Source organism: Sphaerisporangium sp. NPDC005289 (assembly GCF_040607455.1).
GTDB classification, from domain to species: domain Bacteria; phylum Actinomycetota; class Actinomycetes; order Streptosporangiales; family Streptosporangiaceae; genus Sphaerisporangium; species Sphaerisporangium rhizosphaerae.
On the sequence record NZ_JBEXGS010000008.1, the window covers coordinates 254,667 to 277,302 of the forward strand.

Sequence of the window (22,636 nt, forward strand, 5' to 3'; positions counted from 1 at the left end):
CCGGGGGACGCGGCGAGGCGGCGGGGGGTCGCCGGCCTCGTCGCGAAGGGGTTTGGTGCGCCGGGGCGCGGTCAGCGATATGGCGCGCGCCGGGGCGCGGTCAGCGGTGTGGCGCGCGCCGGGGCGCGGTCAGCGCTGGTTGACGGCGGCGGAGCCGGGCAGCGGGATGTAGGGGAAGTGCGGCTGGGACGGCTTGTCGTTGGCGTCGACCTTGTCGCCCGCGGCCAGGGCGTCGACCAGCTTGCCGGTCAGCGCGGCGCCTTCGACGGCCTGGAGCGAGATGTCCACGACGTCGTCGCCCAGACGGCGCCCGTTCGGGAAGCCCTGCAGGTCGCCCGCGAGGACGCCGAGCCGGTTGGGGTCGCGCGCCGGCGGCACCGCCATGTTCAGCCGCAGCATCTCCGAGGGCCGGAACGCCCTGGGGTCGGCGTCCCTGTTCAAGATCTGCGAGTTGAGGTCGGCCTTGATGGGGCCGTTGGCCTTGGCGATGCCGGTCAGGAAGATCTCGACCAGGTCGGCGCGGGGCGTCTTGGGCGCGGGGATCTTGTAGATGCCCTCGACGAGCTTGGGCAGCTCGGGGTGGGTGACCCGCTTGACGACCGCCGGGATGCCGGCGTCCTTGTCCGGGCTGATCGCGTTGAAGGTGTCCTTCAGGGCGGCGGGCACGACGACCTCGTTGACCAGCGGGTTGCCGAGCCGCGACACCTGCCGGTACCCGCCCGGGCTCCACTTCTCGGTGGTGGACCACACGCCGATGACCGGGTTGCGCCGGGCGTCGCCCTTCAGCGCCACCTCGTCCTTGGGCACCTGGATGGCGATGCTGTGGACGTTGTAGCCCCTGGTGGTGTCCTGGCCGACCTCCGACAGGTCGCCGCCGTACAGCAGGTCGAAGACCCGCAGGTCCACGAAGAACGCCTCGTCGGCCTGCCCGGCGAAGCTCTGGCCGCCGCCGGGCAGCCGGCGCAGCGACTGGGCGCGCAGCCTGCCGTAGTCGGGCATCGACGCGGCGCCGGTGTTGCTCGGCGCGACCACGCCGTCCTTGACCACCGTCGTCCACCCGTCGCGGGCCGTGAACTTCTTGAGCGTGTAGCGCTGGCGGAACAGCAGGTTCTCGTCGCCGATCGAGGTGACCGGGCCGTTGTTGTACAGGAAGGTCGACGCGCCGCGGCGGTCCTCGTCGCGGAAGGTCCACTGGTAGGTGACGTCCGGCAGCCCGTTGCCGTTGTTGTCGATCTTGATGTTGTAGCGCGACCTGGTGTCGAAGGTGTAGAAGTTCGGCCCGCCGGCCGGCTCCTCGAACGGGATCCAGTTGGCGATGAGCGTGACGGTGTCGGGCCTGTCGGGGCTGACGAAGGCGTACACGTCGGTGTTGTCGTTGCGCGGGTCGCCGGCGATGAGCGGCGCCTCGCGGTGGGAGGAGGCGCCGCCGGCCTCGGGGCGCAGCAGGGTGAGCGAGGAAGCGGCCACCACCCCGGCGACGCCCAGGGCCAGCAGGGCTCGCCGGTTGATCCGGAGCTCCATGTCGTCGAAATCCTTTCGGCCACCGGTCGCGTCGCGACCGGGTGTCGGCTGTGTGGAAGAGGTCCGGCCGGGTCCTCACGACGAGATACGGGGCCGCGGCGACTTCGGATTGGCCGTGGACGCGGAATCGTGAAAACGGTTCCGGCGGCGGCCCGGCCGCGCAGGCGCAGGGACGGTCGGGCGTAACGGGGTTCCCTGGCGGGCCGATCCTGATCGGCGGGGATGAGGACGGCGCTCTCGTGCGTTGTTGATCGCGGGGGCGCGCCCCGGGGGCTGGAGGTGACGGTGGCGGACGGGCTCGGGCAACTGATCGGGGACAGGCGTCTTTCACCCGTGCAGCAGCGCATCGCGCACTACTTGAGCGAAAACCTCCCTGACGCGATCTTCCTGTCGAGCGTCGAGCTGGCCGAGCGCGCAGGGGTGAGCCAGCCGTCGGTGACCCGGTTCGCGATGGCCCTGGGCTTCGCCGGGTACCCGGAGTTCCGCCACGCGCTCCGTCCGCTCGTGCTGAACGGCGACGGTCCCGCCGACGCCGTGCCGCCGCATGCCGCGGGCGACGGGGCCGCCGTGGGACGCTCCCTGCTGGAGATGATCGACCGCGAGATCCGCAACCTCGCGGCCGTCCGCGACCGCCTGGCCGGCGGGGTCCCGTCGCCCGGCCGGCCCGCCGACGGCCTGTCCGGGCGCATCCGGGGGCTCGGCGCGGCGCTCGCGGTGTGCGAGCCGCTGCCGGTGGTCGGGCTGCGGGTGTCCTCCGGACCGGTCATGACCTTCGCCTACTACGCCCGGCGCATCCACCCCGACGTGCGGCCGCTCGTCCACGGCGGCTCCGAGCTGACCGACGGGCTGCACGCCGCCCGCCGGGCGGGTTCTGAGTGGCTGCTGGCCGTCGTCCTGCCCCGCTATCCGCTGGAGGTCGTGCAGGCGCTGGAGTACGCCGCCAAGCTGGGCCTGCGCACGGCGGTGATCACCGACCGCGCCGAGGTGCCTTTCCCGGCGGACGTGGTGCTGCACGCGCCGGTGGGGGAGGAGCCGGTCTGCGGTTCCCACGCGGCGCCGCTGACGGTGGCGATGCTGCTGCTCGCGGCGATGGCCGAGGCGGCGCCGCTGCGCACCCGGGCCCGGCTGGAGGAGGACGAGCGCATGAGCGGCCAGACCGGGGTCTTCCTCCAGCCCTGAGCGCTCCTGCGCCTAAGGTGAGGCGCATGACGGCACGACCCATCGCACTGATCACCGGCGGCTCCCGCGGCGTGGGCGCGGCCATCGCCCGGGCCCTGGCCCCCACGCACGACCTGATCCTCGGCGGGCGCGACGGCACCGCGCTGCGCGCCGTGTGCGACGAGCTCGGCGCGCGGCCCTGGTCGGTGGAGCTGACCGACGAGCGCGCCGTGGCCGAGGCGGCGGCGGACGTCCAGCGCCTCGACCTGCTCGTGCACAGCGCGGGCGTGGCGCGGCTCGGCACGGTCGCCGAGCTGCCGGTGCGGGCGTGGCGCGAGACGATGGAGGTCAACGTGATCGCCGTCGCCGAGCTGACGCGCCTGCTGCTGCCGGCGCTGCGGGCCGCCCGCGGGCACGTGGTGCTGGTCAACTCCGGGGCCGGCCGGCGGGCCAACCCCGGCTGGGCCGCCTACGCCGCCAGCAAGTTCGCGCTGCGCGCCCTCGCCGACGCGCTGCGGCAGGAGGAGGAGCCGCACGGCGTGCGCGTCACCTCGGTGTACCCGGGGCGGGTGAACACCGACATGCAGCGGGACGTGCGCGAGCAGGAGGGCGGCGCGTTCGAGCCCGAGCGCTATCTGGTGCCCGAGTCGGTGGCGCGGGCCGTCCTCGCGGCCGTGACGGCGGGCGGGGACGCGCATATCACCGAGATCGACATACGCCCCTCCGCGGGACCGGTCGCCTGAGCGTCATCTCTTCCCGGCATCCCCCTTCCCGACATTTCATATGACGCAAATGAATTGATTCATATATCGGGACATACGTTGACTTTTTCCTGGACAGATGGGGGGAGTGTCCGACCTTAGCTACTGGTGCGAGCTGGCCTGGTTGCATCCCGGCGAGGTGGTCGCCGGGGTCCTGGTCCAGGTGGAGGGCAGCCGCATCTGCGAGGTCTCACGCGGCGTCCCCGCGCCCCGGGGAGTCGTGCGCCTCACCGGCCTGACGGTGCCCGGCCTGGCCAACGCCCACTCCCACGCCTTCCACCGCGCCCTGCGCGGCCAGGCCCAGGGCGGCACCGAGAGCTTCCAGGCCTGGCGCGAGCGCATGCACGCGGTGGCGGCGCGGCTCGACCCCGACACCTACCTCGACCTGGCCAGGGCGACCTTCGCCGAGATGGCGCTGGCCGGCATCACCTGCGTCGGCGAGTTCCACTACCTGCACCACGGCGTGGGCGGACGGCCGTACGCCGACCCCAACGCGATGGGCCACGCTCTCATCCGGGCCGCGAGGGAGGCCGGCCTGCGCATCACCCTCCTGGACGCCTGCTACCTGACCGGCGGCATGGGAGCGACGCCGAGCGGCCCGCAGCTGCGCTTCGGCGACCGCGACGTGGACCGCTGGGCCGAACGGGTGGACGCCCTGGCCGGCGAGTACGCGGGCAGCGGCGACGTGGTGGTCGGCGGGGCCGTGCACTCGGTGCGCGCCTGCCCGCCCGAGCGGATGCCCGTGGTCGCCGAGTTCGGCCACCGCAGGGCCGCTCCCGTGCACGTCCAGGTCTCCGAGCGGCGCACCGAGAACCGTCACTGCGTCGAGACCTACTGCGCCACGCCGGTCCAGGTGCTGTACGAGCACGGCGTCCTCGGCCCCCGCACGACGGCCGTCCACGCCACCCACCTGTCGGACGTCGACGTGGCCCTGCTCGGCGGGTCCTCCACCCACGTGTGCGTGTGCCCCACCACCGAGCGCGACCTGGCCGACGGCATCGGCCCGGCCCGCCGGCTGCACGACGCGGGGTCGCCTGTCACCCTCGGCAGCGACAGCAACGCCATGATCGACCTGCTGGAGGAGGCCCGGGCCGTCGAGCTGGGGGAGCGCCTGACGACGGGCGAGCGGGGCCACTGGACGGCCGCCGACCTGCTCAGATCGGCCACGATGGTCGGGCAGGCCTCGCTCGGCCACCCCGACGCGGGCTTCATCACCCCCGGCGCCTGGGCCGACCTGGTGTCGGTGCGGCTGGACTCGGTGCGCACCGCGGGCGCGGGCAGCGGCTGCCCCGCCGAGACCGTCGTCTTCGGCGCTTCGGCCTGCGACGTCCACTCGGTCGTCTCCGGCGGCCGCAGGGTGGTCGTCGAGGGCGGCCACGTTCTCGGCGACGTCGGGCCGATGCTGGCCGACGCCATCTCCGCGCTACGCGAATGATCCCATTTGTCGCTGTTTGACGGTCGGTTATCCGGGCATCCGTGTGTCTCTCAGGTGCGAAGTCATCCTTGAGGAGGAGCCCGGAAACCATTCTCCGGTCGTATCTCTTTAGGGAATCTTTGCCTTGGACTGAACGTTGATCCGGCAAAGAGGGGGAAGCGCGTCGCACCGGTCACTGGACGGCCGGCACGACGGGCTCACCCGCACACCAGGGCGGGCGCGGCGAGACGAGGTGCCATCAGGATGGCAAGGCCGACGGGGATTCGGACGCAGGACCAGCAGGCCGCTGAGAGGGACCTTCTCGGCACCTACCTGGCCGAGATCGGGCGGGTGCCACTGCTCAGCGCGGACCAGGAGGTCGAGCTGGCCAAGCGCATCGAGGCGGGGCTGTTCGCCGAGCAACTGCTCGACAGCGGGGAGCCGGAGCCCAAGATCGCCGGCGCCCTCGACGAGGAGCTCGAACGGCTCGCGGTCTCGGGGCAGCGGGCCAAGGACGAGTTCATCCAGGCCAACCTCCGGCTCGTGGTGGCCGTCGCGCGCAAGTACTCCGGCAGGGGGATGCCGCTGATCGACCTGGTCCAGGAGGGGAACCTGGGCCTGGTCAGGGCCGTGGAGAAGTTCGACTACCGCCGGGGCTACAAGTTCTCGACCTACGCCACCTGGTGGATCCGCCAGTCGGTCGGCCGCGCCATCCACGAGCAGGCCAGGCCGGTACGCCTGCCCACCCACGCCGGTGAGCAGATGACCCGCCTGATGCGCGTGCGCCGCGACATGATGGCCGAGCTGGACGCCGAGCCGACCGACGCCGACCTCGCCGAGGTCCTCGACCTGCCGATCGAGCGGGTGCGCGAGCTGCGCCGCTGGGCCTCCGACCCGGTGTCGCTGCAGCTCGGCGTGGGCGACGAGGACGAGACGGAGCTCGGCGACATGATCGCCGACGACACCTGGGCCGACCCCGAGCAGCAGGCGATGGACACCCTCGAGCGCGAGCGCCTGGACGACTGGCTGCAGGGCCTGGAAGGCCGCACCCGCGAGATGTTGCGCTGGCGTTACGGCCTGGTCGACGGGCGTGAGCACACCCTCACCGAGGTCGGCGAGCGGTACGGCATCGGCCGCGACCGCGCGCGGCGCATCGAGCGCGACGCCCTGGCCCGCCTGCGCAAGATGGCCCAGGCGGCCGCCTAGCGCTTTTCTGGAACACCCGCATCGGCGCGTCCTTTTGGGACGCGCCGATGTCGTTCTGGCGACCCTCCGAAACGTGGCCGAAACATCGATGTCGTGAGTTTCACGTACGTGAAACACGCCAGGTCCAGACCTGAAACGGCAGAAGAACACGCTTTCGCCCAACGTCAGTGTGCAGCCGGTCAATGAAGCCCTGGAGCGCCCACTGCGGGAGAAAACGGCCACACGCCATTTGTAAGGGAGGGTCGCATCGAATGAAGATCGATAGCGGCACCACAGCCTGGATGCTCGCGGCCACCGCGTTGGTGCTGCTGATGACTCCGGGCCTCGCGTTCTTCTACGGGGGCATGACCAGGGCCAAGAGCGTCCTGAACATGATGATGATGTCGTTCGTCAGCATCATCACGGTAACCATCGCCTGGGTCATCTACGGTCACTCGCTGGCGTTCGGCACGAACGGCAACGACTTCCTCAACAAGTTCGTCGGCGGGCTCAAGGAGGTCGGGCTGCAGAGCCTGGTCGACACCGCCACCAAGGACGACGGCACCGGCATGCCGAGCCTGGTGTTCTCCGCCTTCCAGCTCACCTTCGCCATCATCACCGTCGCGCTGATCAGCGGTGCGATCGCCGACCGGGCCAAGTTCGGCGCCTGGGTCGTCTTCTCCATCGTGTGGGCGACGATCGTGTACTTCCCGGTGGCCCACTGGGTCTGGGGCGGCGGCTGGCTGACCCAGCTCGGCATCGAGGACTTCGCCGGCGGCACGGTGGTCCACGTCAACGCCGGTGCGGCGGGTCTCGCGCTCGCCCTGGTGATCGGCAAGCGCAGCGGCTGGCGCAAGGACCCGATGCGTCCGCACAACCTGACCCTGGTGCTGCTGGGCGTCGGCCTGCTGTGGTTCGGCTGGTTCGGCTTCAACGCCGGCTCCGAGCTGGCCGTCGACGGCACCGCGGGCCTGGCCTTCATGAACACCCAGGTCGCGACGGCGGTCGCCGCCGGTGCGTGGATCCTGGTCGAGAAGCTCCGTGACGGGCACTCCACCACGCTGGGCGTGGCCTCCGGCGCCGTCGCCGGTCTGGTCGCCATCACCCCGGCCTGTGGTTTCGTCGACCCCTGGGCGGCGATCGTCATCGGCGCCATCGCCGGCGCGGTCTGCGCCTACGCCGTGGGCCTGAAGTACAAGCTCGGCTACGACGACTCGCTCGACGTGGTCGGCGTCCACCTGGTCGGCGGCGCGCTCGGCGCCATCTCCCTGGGCTTCCTCGCCGCCTACCCCTTCCTGGACCCGCAGGCCAAGGGTCTGTTCTACGGCGGAGGGTTCACCCAGCTCGGCCGCCAGATCCTGGGCCCGGTCGTCGTGGGCCTCTACTCCTTCATTCTCGCCTGGATCATCGGCAAGATCATTGACAAGACGATGGGCTTCAGGGTCACTGAGGAGGACGAGGTCACCGGCATCGACATCACCACCCACGCCGAGACCGGCTACGACCTCGGCTCCGTTCACGCCTCCGGCGTCGCCGCCAAGGTGAACGGCCCAGTCCCATCAGTGGCGAAGAAGGTAGACGCATGAGGCTCATCACAGCGGTGATCAAGCCCTTCAAGCTCGACGACGTCAAGGCCGCTCTCGAGCAGTTCGGGGTCAAGGGCATGACCGTCAGCGAGACCAGCGGTTACGGCCGGCAGCGCGGCCACACCGAGGTCTACCGCGGCGCCGAGTACCAGGTCGACCTGGTGCCCAAGGTGCGCGTCGAGGTGCTCACCGAGGAGGAGGACGCCGAGGACGTCATCGACGTCATCGTCAAGGCGGCCCAGACGGGCAAGATCGGCGACGGCAAGGTCTGGTCCGTGCCCGTGGAGACCGTGATCAGGGTCAGAACGGGAGAACGCGGACCGGAGGCCCTCTAACCGGATGATGAGAGGCGACGCTCGCTCATATGCCGCGGCCCGCAAGGAGCGGGCCGCGGACATCGACCGCTGGCTGGCCGACCTCTTCCGCACGGCGTATCCACAGCCGCACGGAGGACGCGAAGGCCGGATCGGGCTCGGGGGGGCCAAGAGCGGGTTCTCCTCCGGAGACGAACGCGGCGCCGGCATCTCCCTCGGGGGGACCGGCGCACCGTCCGCGGGGGCCGGCGCGGCCCTGACGGGCACCGGCATCGCGCTGGTGGCCGTCGGAAGCCTGGGCCGCGCCGAGTTGGCCCCCGGCAGTGACCTCGACCTGGTGCTGCTGCACAACGGGCAGGACGACATCGGCCGCATCGCCGATCGTCTCTGGTACCCGATCTGGGACTCCGGCCTCGGGCTGGACCACTCGGTGCGCACCGTCGAGGAGGCCACCAAGGTGGCCCGCGAAGACCTCAAGGCGGTGCTCGGGCTGATCCAGGCCCGGCACATCGCCGGCGACCCCGAGCTGACGCGGGCCGCCCGCGAGGCCGTGCTGGCCGAGTGGCGCTCCGACTCCCGCCGCAGGCTGGCCGAACTGCACGAGTCGGCCGACAAGCGCGCCGAGTCCTCCGGCGAGCTGGCCTTCCTGCTCGAACCCGACCTCAGGGACTCCCGCGGGGGACTGCGCGACGTGCAGGCCATGCAGGCCGTGGCCGCCGCGTGGGTGGCCTCCGCGCCCGGCCCGCGGGTCCGCGAGGCCTACGAGTTCCTCCTGGACGTGCGCCACGGGCTGCACCTGGTCACCGCCCGCGGCGCCGACCGCCTGGTGCTGCAGGAGCAGGACGCCGTGGCCGGGGCGCTCGGCCTGCTGGACGCCGAGGCCCTGATGCGCCGCATGGCCGAAGCGGGCCGCACGATCTCCCATGCCTTCGACGCCACCTGGCGCACCGTGGACCGCCTGCTGTCCGGGCCGGCTCCGCGCGGGCGGCGCCCGCTGGCCGACGGCGTGGTCGAGCACGGCGGGGAGGTCGTCCTCGCGCGCGGGATCAACCCCAAGAACGACCCCATCCTGGTGCTCAGGGCGGCGGCCGCCGCGGCCGAGGCCGGGCTGCCGATCGCCCCCGCCACCGTCTCGGTGCTCGCGGCCCAGTCGCCGCCGCTGCCGGTGCCCTGGCCCGACGAGGCCCGCGACGCGCTGGTCGCGCTGCTCGGCGCCGGGCGCGCGGCCGTGCCGGTGTGGGAGGAGCTCGACCAGGCCGGCGTCATCGTCCGGCTCATCCCCGACTGGGAGCGGGTGCGGCACCGCCCGCAGCGCAACCCCGTCCACCGCTTCACCGTCGACCGGCACCTCATCGAGGCGGCCACGGGCGCGGCGTCCTTCACCCGCGAGGTGTCCCGGCCCGACCTGCTGCTGATCTCCGCCCTGCTGCACGACATCGGCAAGGGCTGGCCGGGCGACCACTCGACCACCGGCGAGATCGTCGCCAGGGACATCGGCGCCCGCATGGGCCTGGTTCCCGCGGACGTCGACACCCTGGCCACCGTGGTGCGCCACCACCTGCTGCTGCCCGAGACCGCCACCCGCCGTGACCTCGACGACCCGGTGACGATCTCGCGGGTCGCCGAGGCGGTCGGCACCCGCGAGGTGCTGGAGCTGCTGGCCGCCCTCGCGGTCGCCGACGGCAACGCCACCGGGCCGGCGGCCTGGAACACCTGGAAGGCGTCCCTGGTCTCCGAGCTGGTGCGCAAGGTGCGGTCGGCCCTGTCGGGCAGCCCTCCGGCGCCCGCGCCCTCGCTGTCGGCGCAGCAGGCGTCGCTGGCCAGGCACGGCGGCGGCGCGGTGCGCGTCAACGGCGGCGCGGTCACCGTGGTCGCGCCGGACCGGCCGGGCCTGCTCTGGCGGGCGGCCGGCGTGCTGGCGGCGCACCGCATGGTCGTGCGCTCGGCCTCGGCCGCGTCGGCGTCCTCCACGGCGGTGATCGAGTTCGCGGTCATCCCCGAGTACGGCACGCCGCCCGACCCCGCCACCCTGGAGGCCGATCTGCGCCTGGTGCTGGCCGGGCGGCTGGACATCGAGCAGAGGCTGGCGCGGCGCACCCGGTCGGTGCGCCCGGCGCGGGTTCCGGTGGCCCCGCCGCGGGTCAGCCTGGTCGACGACGCCTCGCAGACGGCCACGGTCGTCGAGGTGCGGGCGCACGACCGTCCGGGACTGCTGTGGCGCATCGGGCGCGCCTTCGGCGAGTGCAACCTTGACGTGAGGGCGGCTCGCGTGGAGACTCTGGGCGCGGAAGCGGTGGACGTCTTCTACGTGGTCGACCGATCGGGGCAGCCCATCATGGACGCCGCGCAGCGGGTGCAGGTGCGCGAGCACGTGCTCGCCGCCCTGCGCTGAACCCGCAGGTCAGCCGACCAAGATCGCTCCCCGATTCATAACAATTACGTTGGGTGTGCCGGTTCGGTCCTCGGCAATGGTGACCTTGTGGTCGAATTGTCCCGGTTATGTCCTTATCAGCCATGCCGTCATCCATGCATGGAAGAGCGCAGGGGGTGGCGCGGTGAGCATGATGGATCCCGAGACCAAGGCGGCACACCCGGGGGCCCACCCGGAGGCCGGCACGGGCGCCAAGCGGCGCAGGCACGGGGGCGGGCAGGCAGGCCAGAGCGGCCCCGGCGGCCAGCACGGGGCACACGGCCAGCACAGCCAGCACAGCCAGCATGGTCAGCGTGCCCGTCGTGGGCCGGGGCGCCTCGCGCCGCGCAACTGGCGGGTGCCCGCGCGCCTGACGGCGCTCATCCTGGTGCCCACGCTCGTCGGCGTCCTGCTGGCGGGTCTGCGCGTCGTGTCCTCGATCGACGGCGTCGCCGCCTACCAGCGCAACGCCGCCGAGGCCACGATCGCCGCCCATCTGCGCGAACTCAGCCTGCAACTGGGGTTGGAACGCGACAGGTCGGTCTGGTTCCAGACCACCCGCCAGCAGCGCGCCGCCCTGCTCGACCAGCGCGGCGCCGTCGACGCGGCGATGACGAAGGTGCGCGGCGACCTCGGCACCATCGACTCCGAGTACGGCGTGCGCGCCGTCCAGGACGCCCAGCAGGTCAAGAACCGCCTGGACACCATGCCGGTCATCCGCAAGGGCGGCCAGGCGGCCAAGTACACCGACATCGTGTCCTCGCTGCTGCGGCTGCACGACGAGATCATCCAGAGCAGCGAGGACCCGCAGCTCGTCGGCGACCTGCGTGGCCTGAGCGCCCTCGCCCACGCCAAGGAAGAGGCCTCCCAGCAGCGCGGCACGCTCATCGGCACCCTGGCGCGCGGCCAGCGGTTCACCGCGGACAAGCTGGAGGACTTCATCGCCGCCCGGTCGCGGCAGAAGAGCGCCGTCGCCACCTTCAGCGGTGAGGCCGGGGCCGACAACGGCCGGCTGCTGTCGTCCACGCTCGTGGGCGAGCAGGCGATCAGGGCCGAGCTGACCAAGTCGTGGGCGATCGCCCTGGCCTCGCGGAACCTGCCGGTGCAGGCGAACGGGGCGCGCGGGCCCGCGGCGGTCAAGCAGTGGTTCGACGACAGCACCAAGACCATCGACCTGTTCCAGCGGGTGGAGAACCAGGTGGCCGCCACGGTCGCGGCCCGCGCCTCCGCGCTGGAGTCGGCCGAGCGCCGCAACGCGATCATCGCCGGGGTGCTCATCCTCGCCCTGATCCTGCTGGTGCTGGCCACCACGGTGCTCATCGCCCGCTCGCTGGTCCGCCCGCTGCGGCGCCTGCGCTCGGAGGCGCTGGAGATCGCCGGGTTCCGCCTGCCGGCCGTCGTGCGGCGCATGCGCGAGAGCGGCGACGTCGCCGAGGCCTCGGACGTCCAGCCGATCGTGGTGGGGACCAACGACGAGATCGGCGAGGTGGCGTCCGCCTTCGACGAGGTCCACCGGCAGGCCCTGCGGCTGGCCGCCGAGGAGTCCCAGCTTCGCGGCAACGTCAACGCGATGTTCGTCAACCTCTCACGGCGGATCCAGACGCTCGTCGAGCGGCAGATCTCCCTCATCGACGGCCTTGAGCGCGGCGAGCAGGACGGCTCGCGCCTGGCCGACCTGTTCAAGCTGGACCACCTGGCCACCCGCATGCGGCGCAACAGTGAGAACCTGCTGGTCCTGGCCGGGCACGAGGCCGCGCGCAAGCGCAGCCAGCCCGCCAAGCTGGTGGACGTGGTCCGCGCGTCGCTGTCGGAGGTGGAGGACTACGAGCGCGTCAGCGTCAAGGTCCACCGCAACGCGGCCATCGCCGGGCACGCGGCCAACGACGTGGTCCACCTGGTCGCCGAGCTGGTCGAGAACGCCCTGGCCTTCTCGCCGGGCAACACCCGCGTGGTGGTGTCCAGCAGCATGATCGAGGGCGGCGGCGCGCTGCTGGCCGTCAGCGACTCCGGCATCGGCATGACCGTCGAGGAGATCACCGAGACCAACCGCAAGCTGGCCGACCCGCCGGTCGTGGACGTCTCGGTGTCACGCCGCATGGGCCTGTTCGTGGTCGGCCGCCTGGCCTTGCGCCACGACATCCGCGTGCAGCTCCGGCGCGGCGACGCCGCCGGCCTCATCGCCATGGTCCTGTTCCCGCCGCAGCTCATCTCGGTGTCCGCCGGGCGCGGGCCGGTGCTCCCGCAGCGCGGCGCGGCGCAGGAGACCCCCTCGCCCGCGTTCGGCGGCTCCGACCTGGCCGCCAACGGCGCCTATGGCGGTGGCGAGCCGTTCGCCGCCTTCAACGGGCGCGGCGCGCAGCCCGCCGCCGGCGCCGGCCCGCTCACGAACGGCGCCACGCCGCCGCCGAACGGCGGCGGGCCCACCCCGGTGCCGAACGGCACCGGGCCGTACTCCTCGCAGAGCCCGTTCCAGCCGTTCCGCACCGGCGCGGGCGCGGCGCCGGTGGGCGGCGACACCCCGGCGTCCGGGTCGCGCCTGAGCGCCTTCGGCGGTCCCGCGCCCGCCGCCGCCCCCGGAGGCGCCGGCCCGGTCCCCGCCGGCCCCGGACGCGGGCAGGGCGCGCGGGGTGACGAACCGCTGTTCGGGGCCGTGCGCGGCGACGAAGGGGCCTTCGGCGCCGGCAGGGGCGACGACGCGGCGTTCGGGCCCGTGGGCCCCTCCACGGGGCCCTCCGGGCCGTCCGGACCCGTCACGCCGCCCGTGTGGCCCACCGAACCCGCGGGCTCCGCCGAGCAAGCGGGCCCGTCCACCGATTCCTCCGGTCGTTTCGCCGCCTCGGCCGGTCCGTCCACCGGCGCCGCGGGCACGACCGCCGGTCCGGCGACCGGTCCCGCCGGTTCCGCGGGTCCGTTCGGGTGGCCGGCCGGTCCGTCCGCCGGGCTGCCCGTGCGCGCGCCCGGCCGGTACACCCAGGCCGACCCGCCGACCGCGCCCTTCTCGCCCGGCCTCCCGCCCGCTGACGCCTCCGGGCCGCGGACGGGCGCCGGCGCCTCCGGCGCGCACGCGGGCCCGGCGGGCCCGCGCACCGGCCCTCTGGAGCCGGACACCGGCCCCGCCGGCCCGTCCGGCCCGTCCGGCCCGTCCGGCCCGTCCGGCCCCTCCGGCTCGTCTGCTCCGGCCGGTCCGCGGACGGCGCCGCCGGTGCCCGCCGAGTCGCTGCTGGAGCATGGCGACGAGTTCCTGCCGATCTTCGCCGCCGTCGAGTCGGCGTGGTTCCGCCGTCCCGACCCGCACGAGATCGCCGCCGCCCGGGGTCAGGCCCCGGCCGGCCAGGCGGCGGGCGCGGAGACGGCTCGCCCCGAGGACGTCGAGGAACCGCTCGGCTACGCCGAGCAGGAGTCCGGGACGTGGGAGCCCGAGGCGCGCGAGCCCGAGCGCCGGGAGGCCGTGCTCCGTGAGGCCGGGCCGCGTGAGACCGAGCCGCCCGCGGCGGGCGCGGCGGCATGGGGTTCCACGGCCGACTCCGGATGGCAGGCCGCCGACGCGGCGAAGGAGCCCTCCCTCGGCGGCGTCACCGCCGCGGGCTTGCCGAAGCGGACGCCGAAGGCCAACCTTGTCCCGGGATCGGTCGCCGGTCCGTCCGCTTCGGCGGCCGCGCCTCCGCTCCCGTCGCCGCAGGTGTCCGCCGACCAGGTGCGCGCCAGGATGTCGCGGTTCCAGCAGGGCATCCAGCGCGGCCGCGCCGACATCACCGAGGCGTCCCGCACCACCGACAACGACAACCCCTGACCACTTGACGCGGTACTGATGAGGAGGGCTCGTGATCGACCTGAGTCACGAGGCACGCAGGTTCGACTGGCTGATCACCGAGTTCGTCAGCGGGACACCGGGCGTGGCGCACGCGGTCGTCGTCTCGGCCGACGGACTGCGGCTGGCCAACTCCGAGGGGTTCCCGCCGGACCGGGCCGACCAGCTCGCCGCGGTGGCCGCCGGCCTGCTGAGCCTGACGGTGGGCGCGTCCCGCGTGTTCGACGGCGGCGGTGTGACCCAGACCGTCGTCGAGATGCAGTACGGCATCATGCTGGTCATGGCGATCAGCGACGGCTCCTGCCTGGCCGTGCTGGCCTCCCCCGACTGTGACATGGGCCTGGTGGCCTACCAGATGACGCTGCTGGTGGAGCGCGCCGGGCAGGTGCTGACGCCCGCGCTGCGCGCCGAGTTGCAGACCTCCAGGATCCGGTGATGCTCGAGGGTGACGGGACCGAGGACGAGCCCCTCTTCCGTCCGTACGCCGTCACCGGGGGCCGTGCCGAGCCGAGCTACCACCTCGCGATGGAAACTCTGGTCTCATCGGCCCCCATAATGGGCGATGATTTGTCCCTGCTCACTCCCGAGCAAGAAGCGATCATCGTGCTCTGCCACTCCGTGCGTTCGGTCGCCGAGATCTCCGCGCTGCTGCGGGTGCCGCTCGGCGTGGCCCGCGTGCTGATCGCGGACATGGCCGACGAAGGTCTGGTACGCCTGCATCTGCCGCGGCTCAACCAGGGACAACCAGACCACAACCTGCTTGAAAGGGTTCTCAGTGGACTTCGCAGGCTCTAGCCGCGGCCCGGCGCTGACGTCGACGAAGATCGTCGTCGCGGGCGGGTTCGGCGTCGGCAAGACCACCTTCGTTGGAGCGGTGTCGGAGATCCTCCCGCTGACCACCGAGGCGGTCATGACCGACGCCAGCGCGGGCATCGACGACCTGGGTCTGACCCCGCACAAGACCACGACCACGGTGGCGATGGACTTCGGCCGGCTCTCGCTGGACCAGGACCTGATCCTGTACCTGTTCGGCACGCCGGGTCAGCACCGGTTCTGGTTCATGTGGGACGACCTGGTGCGCGGCGCCATCGGCGCGGTCGTGCTGGTCGACACCCGCCGTCTGGCCGACTGCTTCCCGGCGATCGACTACTTCGAGGAGGCAGGGCTGCCCTTCGTGGTGGGCATCAACGGCTGGGACGGGCACTACCCGCACGTCGAGCAGGAGGTGCGCGAGGCGCTCACGCTCGCCCCGCACATCCCGATCGTCCGGACCGACGCCCGCTCGCGGGACGCCGTGAAGTCCACCCTGATCACGCTCGTCGAGTACGTCCTGACCCTCAGGTCGGCCTACGGCCGCACCAGTTAGTGCTCCGTCCAGGAACGTTCACCGGCTCGGGCGCCGCAGCGGGCGCCGGCATCGCCGCACCGCGACCCGCCGACCCCGGCGCCTTTCATCTCCAGCACACGGCGGGATGAAGAGCCGCTCCCGGTGGACGTAGGTGGGTCACCGCATCAGCGGCCAAGCGGCCGGGGTGTCAGGCGGCCGAGCCGGACCACCAGGTCGCGGCGACCAGCTCGGCGACGAGGGTCTCGGTGAGCAGGGCCACGTCGGCGTCCTCGTCGCCCGCGTACCTGAGCGTGCGCGCCCCCTCCAGCGCCCCCTTCACCGCGCCCTCCGTCGCACCGCCGACGGCGAGCACGGCCGAGCCCCGCTGCCGCACCCACTCCATGGCCTGGCCGTCGTAACGCGAGCCGGGGAACAGGATGGCCCGGTAGTCGAGGGTCTTGGTGAGGTACACGTCCACGTGGGCCCAGTCGCCGGTCTCGCACGCGTCGGCCGGCCGGCGCGGCCCCTCGCGGACCATCAGCGCCGACTGCTCGGCCGAGGACAGCCGCTCGGCGGGGGCGATGGCGTAGACGCCGTGCGGCCCGTCGAGCAGGGTCAGCGCGTCGTCCAGCCAGACGCCGCGACGGTCCAGCAGGTCGGCGTTCGCCTCCGCGGCCCGGCGCACCAGGCCGGGGACGTCGGCCTTGACCCCGGTCAGCCTGGCCTGGAGCGCGAGCAGCAGCGCCAGCGTGTGCTGGAAGGTGCGGCAGGAGACCCCGCCGCGCTCCTCGCCCGCCGCCATGTCCACCACCAGGTCGGCCCCCTCGGTCACCGGGGAGCCCGCGGTGTTGGTGAGGGCCAGGACGGTGGAGCGCCCGCGATGGCGGGCGAGGGCGTCCAGGGTCTCCCGGCTGCCACCGGTCGCGGAGATGGCGACGACCAGCGTGTCGCGCGACGGCGGGTGCCCGAGCGCGGCCGAGGCGTACTCGGCGACCGCGTCCACCCCGGCGGAGCGCAGCCGCAGCGCCGCGACCCCGGCGGCGTAGCGCGAGCTGCCCATGCCGAGGAAGACCACCCGCCGCACCTCCCGCGGGATGTCCTCGAACGGGTCGCGTTCCTCCAGCGTGGCGGCCAGCGCCGCGAGCGCGGCGGGCTTGGCTTCCAGGTCGGCCAGGAACAGTTCGGGGTTCACGCGGTCTCCTCGGTGCGGTGCGGGAAGCGGGCGCGCAGGACGCCCATGGGGGCGTAGCGCCAGCGGGGGAGGTGCAGAGCGGCGTAGATCAGCTCGCGGCACTCCTGCTCGATCTCGAACGGGCCGAGCAGCGACTCCTCCAGCAGTTCCGGCCTGCCGTGGGCGGCCAGGCCTTCACGGTAGGCGGTCAGCAGGACGGCGCGCGCCTCGGCGGCCCAGGCCAGTGCCTGCGCCGGGTCGGCGCCGCGCCGCAGGATCGCCACCTGCGCCACGTGTTCCAGGCTCGTCCCGAGCTGGGCCAGGTCGCGAGCGGCCGGTTGGAACGGGTCGGCGCCGGTCACGGTCGGGTTGCCGTCGAAGTCGATGACGGCGTACCCCTCGCGCCAGCGCAGCGTCTGTCCGACGTGCAGGTCGCCGTGGATGCGGATGAGCGGGGTGCCGGCCGCCCGGCCGAACCCGCGCAGGCCGGCGGCCAGCTCGAAGGCGTGCCGCGCCAGCCAGGCGCCGTCCTCGCCGCAGGTCAGCTCGAGCGCCCGCGCCAGGGCGTCGCGGGCGCGGGCCGCCCACCCGTCGTCCGCGTCGCCGTCCGCGACCCGGACCGGCTCGGGGAAGGCGGGGGAGGGGGTCGCCATCGCGGCGTGCAGGCCGGCGGCCAGCCGGCCGAGGTCGGCGGCGAAGGCGGTGCGCCCGGCCACCGCCTCCTCCACGCACCACTCCCACCCGTCGGCGGCCTCGGGCAGGTAGGCGGTGACCAGGGCGACCAGCGTCTCGGCCCCGCCGGCGGAGCGCCCGGTCAGCGCCGCGTAGGGCAGGGCGGTCGCGGTGAAGCCGACCGAGGTGAGGTGGGCGAACATCTGGGGCGCGGGCTGGGGGAGCGGCAGGGGCGGCGTGAGCCACTTGACCACCACCCGTTCGTCCACGACCACCGAGTTGTTGGTCTGGTCGACGTCGATCCCGCGCTCGTGCGCCGTGGCCCGCACCGGCGGCAGGGGATGGAAGCGCGCGACCGCCTGGCCGCCGGGCGGGTCGTCGTCCCGCGACAGGGCCGCGACGAGCGCCGCCGTGGCGCCGTCCCCGGCGACGGGCGTTCTCTCCGGCGACGGCGGGCCGTCAGGTTCTGTTGAACTCGGATTCAACTCGGCAACCAAACTACGAGCTAACAATGTCCGGGAAAGTCTTGCTCATGTTGATATTCGCTGCAACACTCCTGCTTTGGTCTGCCGTGCGAAGGTCAGGCACCGCGGTCTTTCTCGTACCACAGAACCTTGAGAACCTAAGGAGTAGCGGCCGTGTCCCGAACCCGGTACACCCGTCATCTTCCGGCTGCGGCGGTCGCCGCCGGTCTTGTGCTCGCCCTCGCGGCGTGTGGCGGTAGCAGCTCGACCAGCGCCGACGGCGCCGCGCCGAGCGCGGCGGCCGACGAGCTCAACCCCAACGCCGATCTGAGCAAGCAGTCGCTCACCATCACCATCTGGGACGGCTACAGCCCGAAGGACCTGCCCCAGCAGGTGGAGCAGAAGCTGAAGTTCCCGCTGAAGATCGCGATCCACGACACCAACGAGACGGCGATGGCCAAGCTGACGGCCGGCGCCGACAGCGGCGTCGACGTAGCGTTCGTCTCGGGCCAGTACGCGCAGGCGCTCAACGAGCAGGGCCTGCTCGAACCGCTGCACCCCGAGCTGATCCCGAACCTGGCCAACCTCTACCCCGAGGCCTCCCAGCTCTCCTTCGACAAGGGCACCAAGTTCTCGGTGCCCTACACCTGGGGCACGACGGGCATCTGCTACCGCACCGACATGGTGAAGACCCCGCCCACGAGTTGGAACGATCTTTTGAACCCGGCTCCCGACCTCAAGGGCAAGGTCACGATGATGACCACCGAGCGCTGGCTGGCGCTCCCCGCCCTGAAGGCCATGGGCGCCTCCATCAACACCACCGACGACAAGCAGCTCGCCCAGGCCAAGGACATGCTCCTTAAGGCCAAGCAGGCCGGCATGCTCTACGACGACACGACCTTCGGCGCCAAGCTCGACAAGGGTGAGGCCGCGCTGGTGGAGGCGTGGGACGGCTGGTGCCCGACCACCAACCCGAAGATCAAGTTCGTGGTGCCCAAGGAGGGAAGCGACCTCTGGTCGGACACCATGGTGATCATGAAGACCTCCAAGAACAAGGAGGCCGCCCACGCGTTCATCAACTTCATCCTCGACCCGCTCGTCCACAGCTGGGTGGCCGAGAACATCCTCTACAAGGTGCCGAACAAGGCCGCCATGGACCTGGTCGCCAAGAACGACAAGAAGCTCATGCAGGACAACGCGCCGCTGCAGATGACCCCGGCGGAGCTGCTGAAGGGCGAGTCGATCGTCGACCTCGGCGAGGCGTCGACCAAGTACACCCGTCTCGCCACCGAGATCTCCGCCAACCAGTGACGGTTTCGCGTTGACCACCGAGCACGACATCGCGCGTCCCGGCGCGGCGCCCCGCCCCTCCACAGGGCGGGCGCCGCGCCGTTCGCGCGCCCTCGGCGGGGCCGCCGCGCGCCTGGCGTTCCTCGGCCCCGGCCTCGGCTACCTGATCGTCCTGCTGCTCGTCCCGCTGGCACTGATCCTGAGCTACACGGTGTTCCGGCGCGGGCGGTTCGGCGGGGTGGTGTACGAGGCGACGGCCGAGAACTTCGCCCGCCTGTTCGATCCCCTCTACTTCGACATCGTCGTCGGCTCGGTGAAGACCGCGACGCTGACGACGCTGGCGGCGCTGCTGATCGGCTACCCCACGGCGTACGTGATCGCCGGGCTGCCGCGCCGCTGGAAGACGCTGGCGCTGGTCGCCATCGTCCTGCCGTTCTGGACCAACTTCCTCATCCGCGTCTACGCATGGGTGATCCTGCTCAGCGGGCCCGGCCTGGTGAACAAGGCCCTCACCGGCATCGGCCTCATCGACGAGCCCCTGCGGCTGCTCTACAACCAGGGCACGATCGTCACCGGACTGCTGTACTCCTACCTGCCGCTGATGATCCTGCCGCTCTACGCGGCGATCGAACGGCTGGACCCGCAACTGCGCGAGGCGTCGGCCAACCTCGGGGCGCGGCCCGCGCGCACGTTCTGGTCGGTGACGCTGCCGCTCACCGTGCCCGGTGTGCTGACCGGGTGCGTCTTCGTGTTCGTGCCGTGCCTGGGCAACTTCGTGATCCCCGAGATCCTCGGCGGCGGGCGCTCGATCATGGTGGGCAACCTGATCAGGGACCAGTTCCTCAAGGCGCGCGACTGGCCGTTCGGCTCCACCCTCGCCCTGGCGGTGATCGCGGTGCTCGTCCTGCTGCTGTTCCTGCAGGCGTGGGCTTCGCGCGCGTACGGCGGGACGGAGGGCCGTCGTGCCTAGGCGCCGCCTGATCTACGTGCCCTTCTGGGCCACCTACGTGTTCCTCTACACGCCGATCGTCGTGCTGGTGGTGATGTCGTTCAACTCCGGCAAGTCGCCGTACGTCTTCCAGGGCGTCAGCCTGAAGTGGTACGGCGAGCTGGCCGCGGACGCGACGGTCCGGCAGGGGCTGGTCAACACGCTGATCGTCGCGGCCGGCACCACGGTGCTGTCCACGGTGCTCGGCACCCTGCTCGCGGTGGGGATGGCCCGTCACACCCGCTCGCGGCTGCTGGACGCCCTCGGGCTGCTGCCGGCCGTGCTGCCCGACCTGGTGCTCGCCATCGGGCTGCTGGTGTTCTACTCCACCGTCCGGATGACCCTCGGCCTGCACTCGGTGATCCTCGCCCACACCGTGTTCGGCATGGCCTTCGTCGCCGCGGTCGTGCGCACCCGGCTCACCCACGCCGACACCTCGCTGGAGGAGGCCTCCCGCGACCTCGGCGCCTCGCCGCTGACCACGTTCACGCGCATCACCCTGCCCACCCTGGCGCCGGGCATCGCCGCCGGGGCGCTGCTGGCGTTCACGCTGTCCATCGACGAGTTCGTGATCGCCTTCTTCACCGCGGCCCCGACCGAGCCGACCCTGCCCATCGTGATCTACTCGATGGTGCGCTTCGGGGTCACCCCTGAGATCAACGCGCTGGCGACGATCCTGCTCGCGGTGAGCTTCACCGTGGTCATCGTCGCCCAGCGGATGACCCGACTGACGGAGTCCCTCTCATGAGCGCTGTATCCGACGCCCCTGCCGTGCCGCGGACGCTGGTGGGCATCGAGGGCGTCTCCCGGCGGTTCGGCGCGGTCACCGCCCTCGACGAGGTGTCACTGGACATCCGCCAGGGCGAGTTCTTCGCCCTGCTCGGCCCGAGCGGGTGCGGCAAGACCACGCTGCTGCGCATCCTGGCCGGGTTCGAGTCGCCGGACGCCGGCGCCGTCACGCTGGACGGCGCCGACCTGCTGGCGCTGCCGGCCCACCGCCGACCCGTCAACCTGATGTTCCAGTCCTACGCGCTGTTCCCGCACATGAGCGTCGCCAGGAACATCGCCTACGGGCTGGAGCGCGAGAAGCTGCCCCGCGCCGAGGTCAGGACCCGGGTGGCGGAGGTGCTCGCCACCGTCGGCCTCACCGAGCAGGCCGCCCGCCGGCCCCACCAGCTCTCGGGGGGCCAGCGGCAGCGGGTCGCGCTCGCCCGGGCCATCGTCAAGCGTCCCCGCCTGCTCCTGCTGGACGAGCCGCTGTCCGCGCTGGACAAGAAGGTGCGCGCCGAGATGCAGCTGGAGCTCAAGCGCCTGCAGCACGAGGTCGGCATCACCTTCGTCGTGGTCACCCACGACCAGGAGGAGGCGATGTCGCTGGCCGACCGCATCGCCGTCATGCAGGACGGCCGCGTCCAGCAAGTGGACGCGCCGGTGCGGCTGTACGAGCGCCCGGCGACGCCGTTCGTCGCGGGGTTCATCGGCGCCAACAACCTCTTCGAGGGCACGGTCGCCGGCGACGGCCTGTCGGTCGCGGGCCTCGGCACGCTGCCCGCGCGGGGCGGCTTCGCCGCGGGCGCGCCGGCGCTGCTCGGCGTGCGTCCGGAGTCGGTCCGCCTGGGTGAGAACGGCATCCTCACCGGGGTGGTGGCGGACGTGAGCTTCTACGGGGGCGTATCGCACATCGCGGTGCGGGTGCCCGGCCACGACCGGCCCATCCTGGTCGCGGCGCAGGGGCCGAGCCAGGTGCGGGCCGGCGCCGAGGTGGGTCTCGGCTGGTCGCCGGACGACGCCGTGCTGATCGCCGGATGAGCACGGTGACCCACGTGAGCCCGTGGCGGGGGCGGCCGCCGCGGGCGTCAGGGAGCGGCGGGCGCCAGCTCGTTGCCGGTGACGGTCCTGGCGTAGCTCATGATGAGCTCGGCCGCCTCGGCGGGGCCGATGACCGGATGGCGCGCGGTGATGCGGTAGCCGTAGGCGTCCTCGAGCGCGACGAGGTTCCTCGCGATCGTCAGCGAGTCGCCGACCAGGGTGAACACCCCGAGCGCCCCCCCGGTGTCCAGGATCGACTGGTACATCGCCACCTGGCGGTCGTACAGGGTGGTCAGCAGCACGGCGTACACCCTGTTGCGCGCCGCCGCGCCGCCCAGCTCGTTGAGCAGCCGCACCCCCGGGTCGTCCGGCCCCACCGGCAGCCCGGAGCGGATGGTGACCACGAGCTTCTGCGCGGGGTCGGTGCACTGGGCGACGCGCTTGACGCGCAGCTCGTAGAAGCGCTCCATGCCGGCGTGGTGGGCCTCCACCAGCAGCTCGCTCAGGTCGGGGTAGTGGTAGAGCACCGCGCCCGACGTCAGCCCGGCCTCCTCGGCGACGTGGTTGAGATGGACCCCCTGGGTGCCGTGACGCAGGATCGCCCGGCGGGCGGCCTCGATGAGGTCGACCCGCCGGTCCGCACGGCTCTTGCGCGAGCTCATACCAGCCTCCCTGTGCCCCGTTGTTGAACCTGGAGTCTAAAGCCCAGCACCGCCTTCAGACCATGAAAACCCGGCTGTTGACCCACCTACCCGTCA

General features: G+C 72.4%; 19 protein-coding genes. 15 read left to right on the forward strand and 4 right to left on the reverse strand.

The genetic code is table 11. From position 1 onward, the window contains the following. Positions 1 to 129: 129 nt before the first annotated feature. Entirely contained in the window at positions 130 to 1,521 is a 1,392-nt protein-coding gene (locus ABZT47_RS16870; protein WP_354842113.1) for a DUF4331 domain-containing protein, read from the reverse strand. Between the two features lie 333 nt (positions 1,522 to 1,854). On the opposite strand from ABZT47_RS16870, the gene ABZT47_RS16875 reads away from it, so the two are divergent. The 11 genes from ABZT47_RS16875 (at position 1,855) to ABZT47_RS16925 (ending at position 15,523) form a co-directional block, all read left to right on the forward strand. Next, the gene (locus tag ABZT47_RS16875; RefSeq protein ID WP_354842116.1) at positions 1,855 to 2,700 is read left to right on the forward strand and encodes a MurR/RpiR family transcriptional regulator; all 846 of its coding nucleotides are present in this window, start codon (positions 1,855 to 1,857) and stop codon (positions 2,698 to 2,700) included. A 26-nt stretch (positions 2,701 to 2,726) separates the two neighbouring features. Next, on the forward strand, positions 2,727 to 3,422 hold the full coding sequence (locus tag ABZT47_RS16880; RefSeq protein WP_354842119.1) for an SDR family oxidoreductase: 696 nt from the start codon (positions 2,727 to 2,729) through the stop codon (positions 3,420 to 3,422). 106 nt (positions 3,423 to 3,528) lie between these two features. Continuing rightward, positions 3,529 to 4,875, forward strand: coding sequence for a formimidoylglutamate deiminase (locus ABZT47_RS16885; protein ID WP_354842122.1), 1,347 nt, complete (start codon positions 3,529 to 3,531; stop codon positions 4,873 to 4,875). Between the two features lie 243 nt (positions 4,876 to 5,118). After that, positions 5,119 to 6,060 (forward strand): sigma-70 family RNA polymerase sigma factor, encoded by a 942-nt coding sequence (locus ABZT47_RS16890; protein WP_354842125.1) that lies wholly within the window; start codon positions 5,119 to 5,121, stop codon positions 6,058 to 6,060. Between the two features lie 251 nt (positions 6,061 to 6,311). Further along, a complete protein-coding gene (locus ABZT47_RS16895; protein WP_354842128.1) occupies positions 6,312 to 7,625 on the forward strand; it encodes an ammonium transporter in 1,314 nt (437 codons plus the stop codon). Then, positions 7,622 to 7,960: a P-II family nitrogen regulator gene (locus ABZT47_RS16900; RefSeq protein ID WP_354842131.1), complete on the forward strand. Its 339-nt coding sequence runs from the start codon at positions 7,622 to 7,624 to the stop codon at positions 7,958 to 7,960. Before ABZT47_RS16895 ends, ABZT47_RS16900 begins: the two co-directional genes overlap by 4 nt. 7 nt (positions 7,961 to 7,967) lie before the next feature. Further along, entirely contained in the window at positions 7,968 to 10,331 is a 2,364-nt protein-coding gene (locus ABZT47_RS16905) for a [protein-PII] uridylyltransferase (protein ID WP_354842134.1), read from the forward strand. Positions 10,332 to 10,500: 169 nt separating this feature from the next. Further along, positions 10,501 to 14,139, forward strand: coding sequence for a nitrate- and nitrite sensing domain-containing protein (locus ABZT47_RS16910; protein WP_354842375.1), 3,639 nt, complete (start codon positions 10,501 to 10,503; stop codon positions 14,137 to 14,139). Between the two features lie 40 nt (positions 14,140 to 14,179). After that, complete coding sequence (locus ABZT47_RS16915; RefSeq protein ID WP_354842378.1) at positions 14,180 to 14,593, forward strand: roadblock/LC7 domain-containing protein; 414 nt, start codon at positions 14,180 to 14,182, stop codon at positions 14,591 to 14,593. After that, entirely contained in the window at positions 14,593 to 14,952 is a 360-nt protein-coding gene (locus ABZT47_RS16920; RefSeq protein ID WP_354842137.1) for a DUF742 domain-containing protein, read from the forward strand. Before ABZT47_RS16915 ends, ABZT47_RS16920 begins: the two co-directional genes overlap by 1 nt. Before the next feature lie 13 nt (positions 14,953 to 14,965). Further along, the gene (locus ABZT47_RS16925) at positions 14,966 to 15,523 is read left to right on the forward strand and encodes an ATP/GTP-binding protein (protein ID WP_354842381.1); all 558 of its coding nucleotides are present in this window, start codon (positions 14,966 to 14,968) and stop codon (positions 15,521 to 15,523) included. Positions 15,524 to 15,692: 169 nt separating this feature from the next. Here the strand turns inward: ABZT47_RS16925 and ABZT47_RS16930 are convergent, their stop codons facing one another. Beyond that, the gene (locus ABZT47_RS16930) at positions 15,693 to 16,676 is read right to left on the reverse strand and encodes an SIS domain-containing protein (protein WP_354842139.1); all 984 of its coding nucleotides are present in this window, start codon (positions 16,674 to 16,676) and stop codon (positions 15,693 to 15,695) included. Beyond that, positions 16,673 to 17,812 carry a hypothetical protein gene (locus ABZT47_RS16935; protein WP_354842142.1) on the reverse strand — a complete coding sequence of 380 codons (1,140 nt, stop codon included), beginning with the start codon at positions 17,810 to 17,812 and terminating at the stop codon, positions 16,673 to 16,675. Before ABZT47_RS16935 ends, ABZT47_RS16930 begins: the two co-directional genes overlap by 4 nt. Positions 17,813 to 17,965: 153 nt before the next feature. Between ABZT47_RS16935 and ABZT47_RS16940 the strand changes: the two genes are divergently transcribed. Genes ABZT47_RS16940 through ABZT47_RS16955 form a run of 4 tightly spaced genes read left to right on the forward strand, consistent with a single transcriptional unit; the run spans position 17,966 to position 21,878 of the window. Beyond that, a complete protein-coding gene (locus tag ABZT47_RS16940; protein WP_354842145.1) occupies positions 17,966 to 19,102 on the forward strand; it encodes a spermidine/putrescine ABC transporter substrate-binding protein in 1,137 nt (378 codons plus the stop codon). 10 nt (positions 19,103 to 19,112) lie between these two features. Continuing rightward, positions 19,113 to 20,051 (forward strand): ABC transporter permease, encoded by a 939-nt coding sequence (locus ABZT47_RS16945; protein WP_354842148.1) that lies wholly within the window; start codon positions 19,113 to 19,115, stop codon positions 20,049 to 20,051. Further along, positions 20,044 to 20,817, forward strand: coding sequence for an ABC transporter permease (locus ABZT47_RS16950; RefSeq protein ID WP_354842151.1), 774 nt, complete (start codon positions 20,044 to 20,046; stop codon positions 20,815 to 20,817). The genes ABZT47_RS16945 and ABZT47_RS16950 overlap by 8 nt, the downstream gene beginning before the upstream one ends. Continuing rightward, complete coding sequence (locus tag ABZT47_RS16955) at positions 20,814 to 21,878, forward strand: ABC transporter ATP-binding protein (protein WP_354842154.1); 1,065 nt, start codon at positions 20,814 to 20,816, stop codon at positions 21,876 to 21,878. Before ABZT47_RS16950 ends, ABZT47_RS16955 begins: the two co-directional genes overlap by 4 nt. Before the next feature lie 47 nt (positions 21,879 to 21,925). Here ABZT47_RS16955 and ABZT47_RS16960 read toward each other — a convergent pair whose 3' ends face one another. Then, positions 21,926 to 22,540, reverse strand: coding sequence for a TetR family transcriptional regulator (locus ABZT47_RS16960; protein WP_354842157.1), 615 nt, complete (start codon positions 22,538 to 22,540; stop codon positions 21,926 to 21,928). Between the last annotated feature and the right edge of the window lie 96 nt (positions 22,541 to 22,636).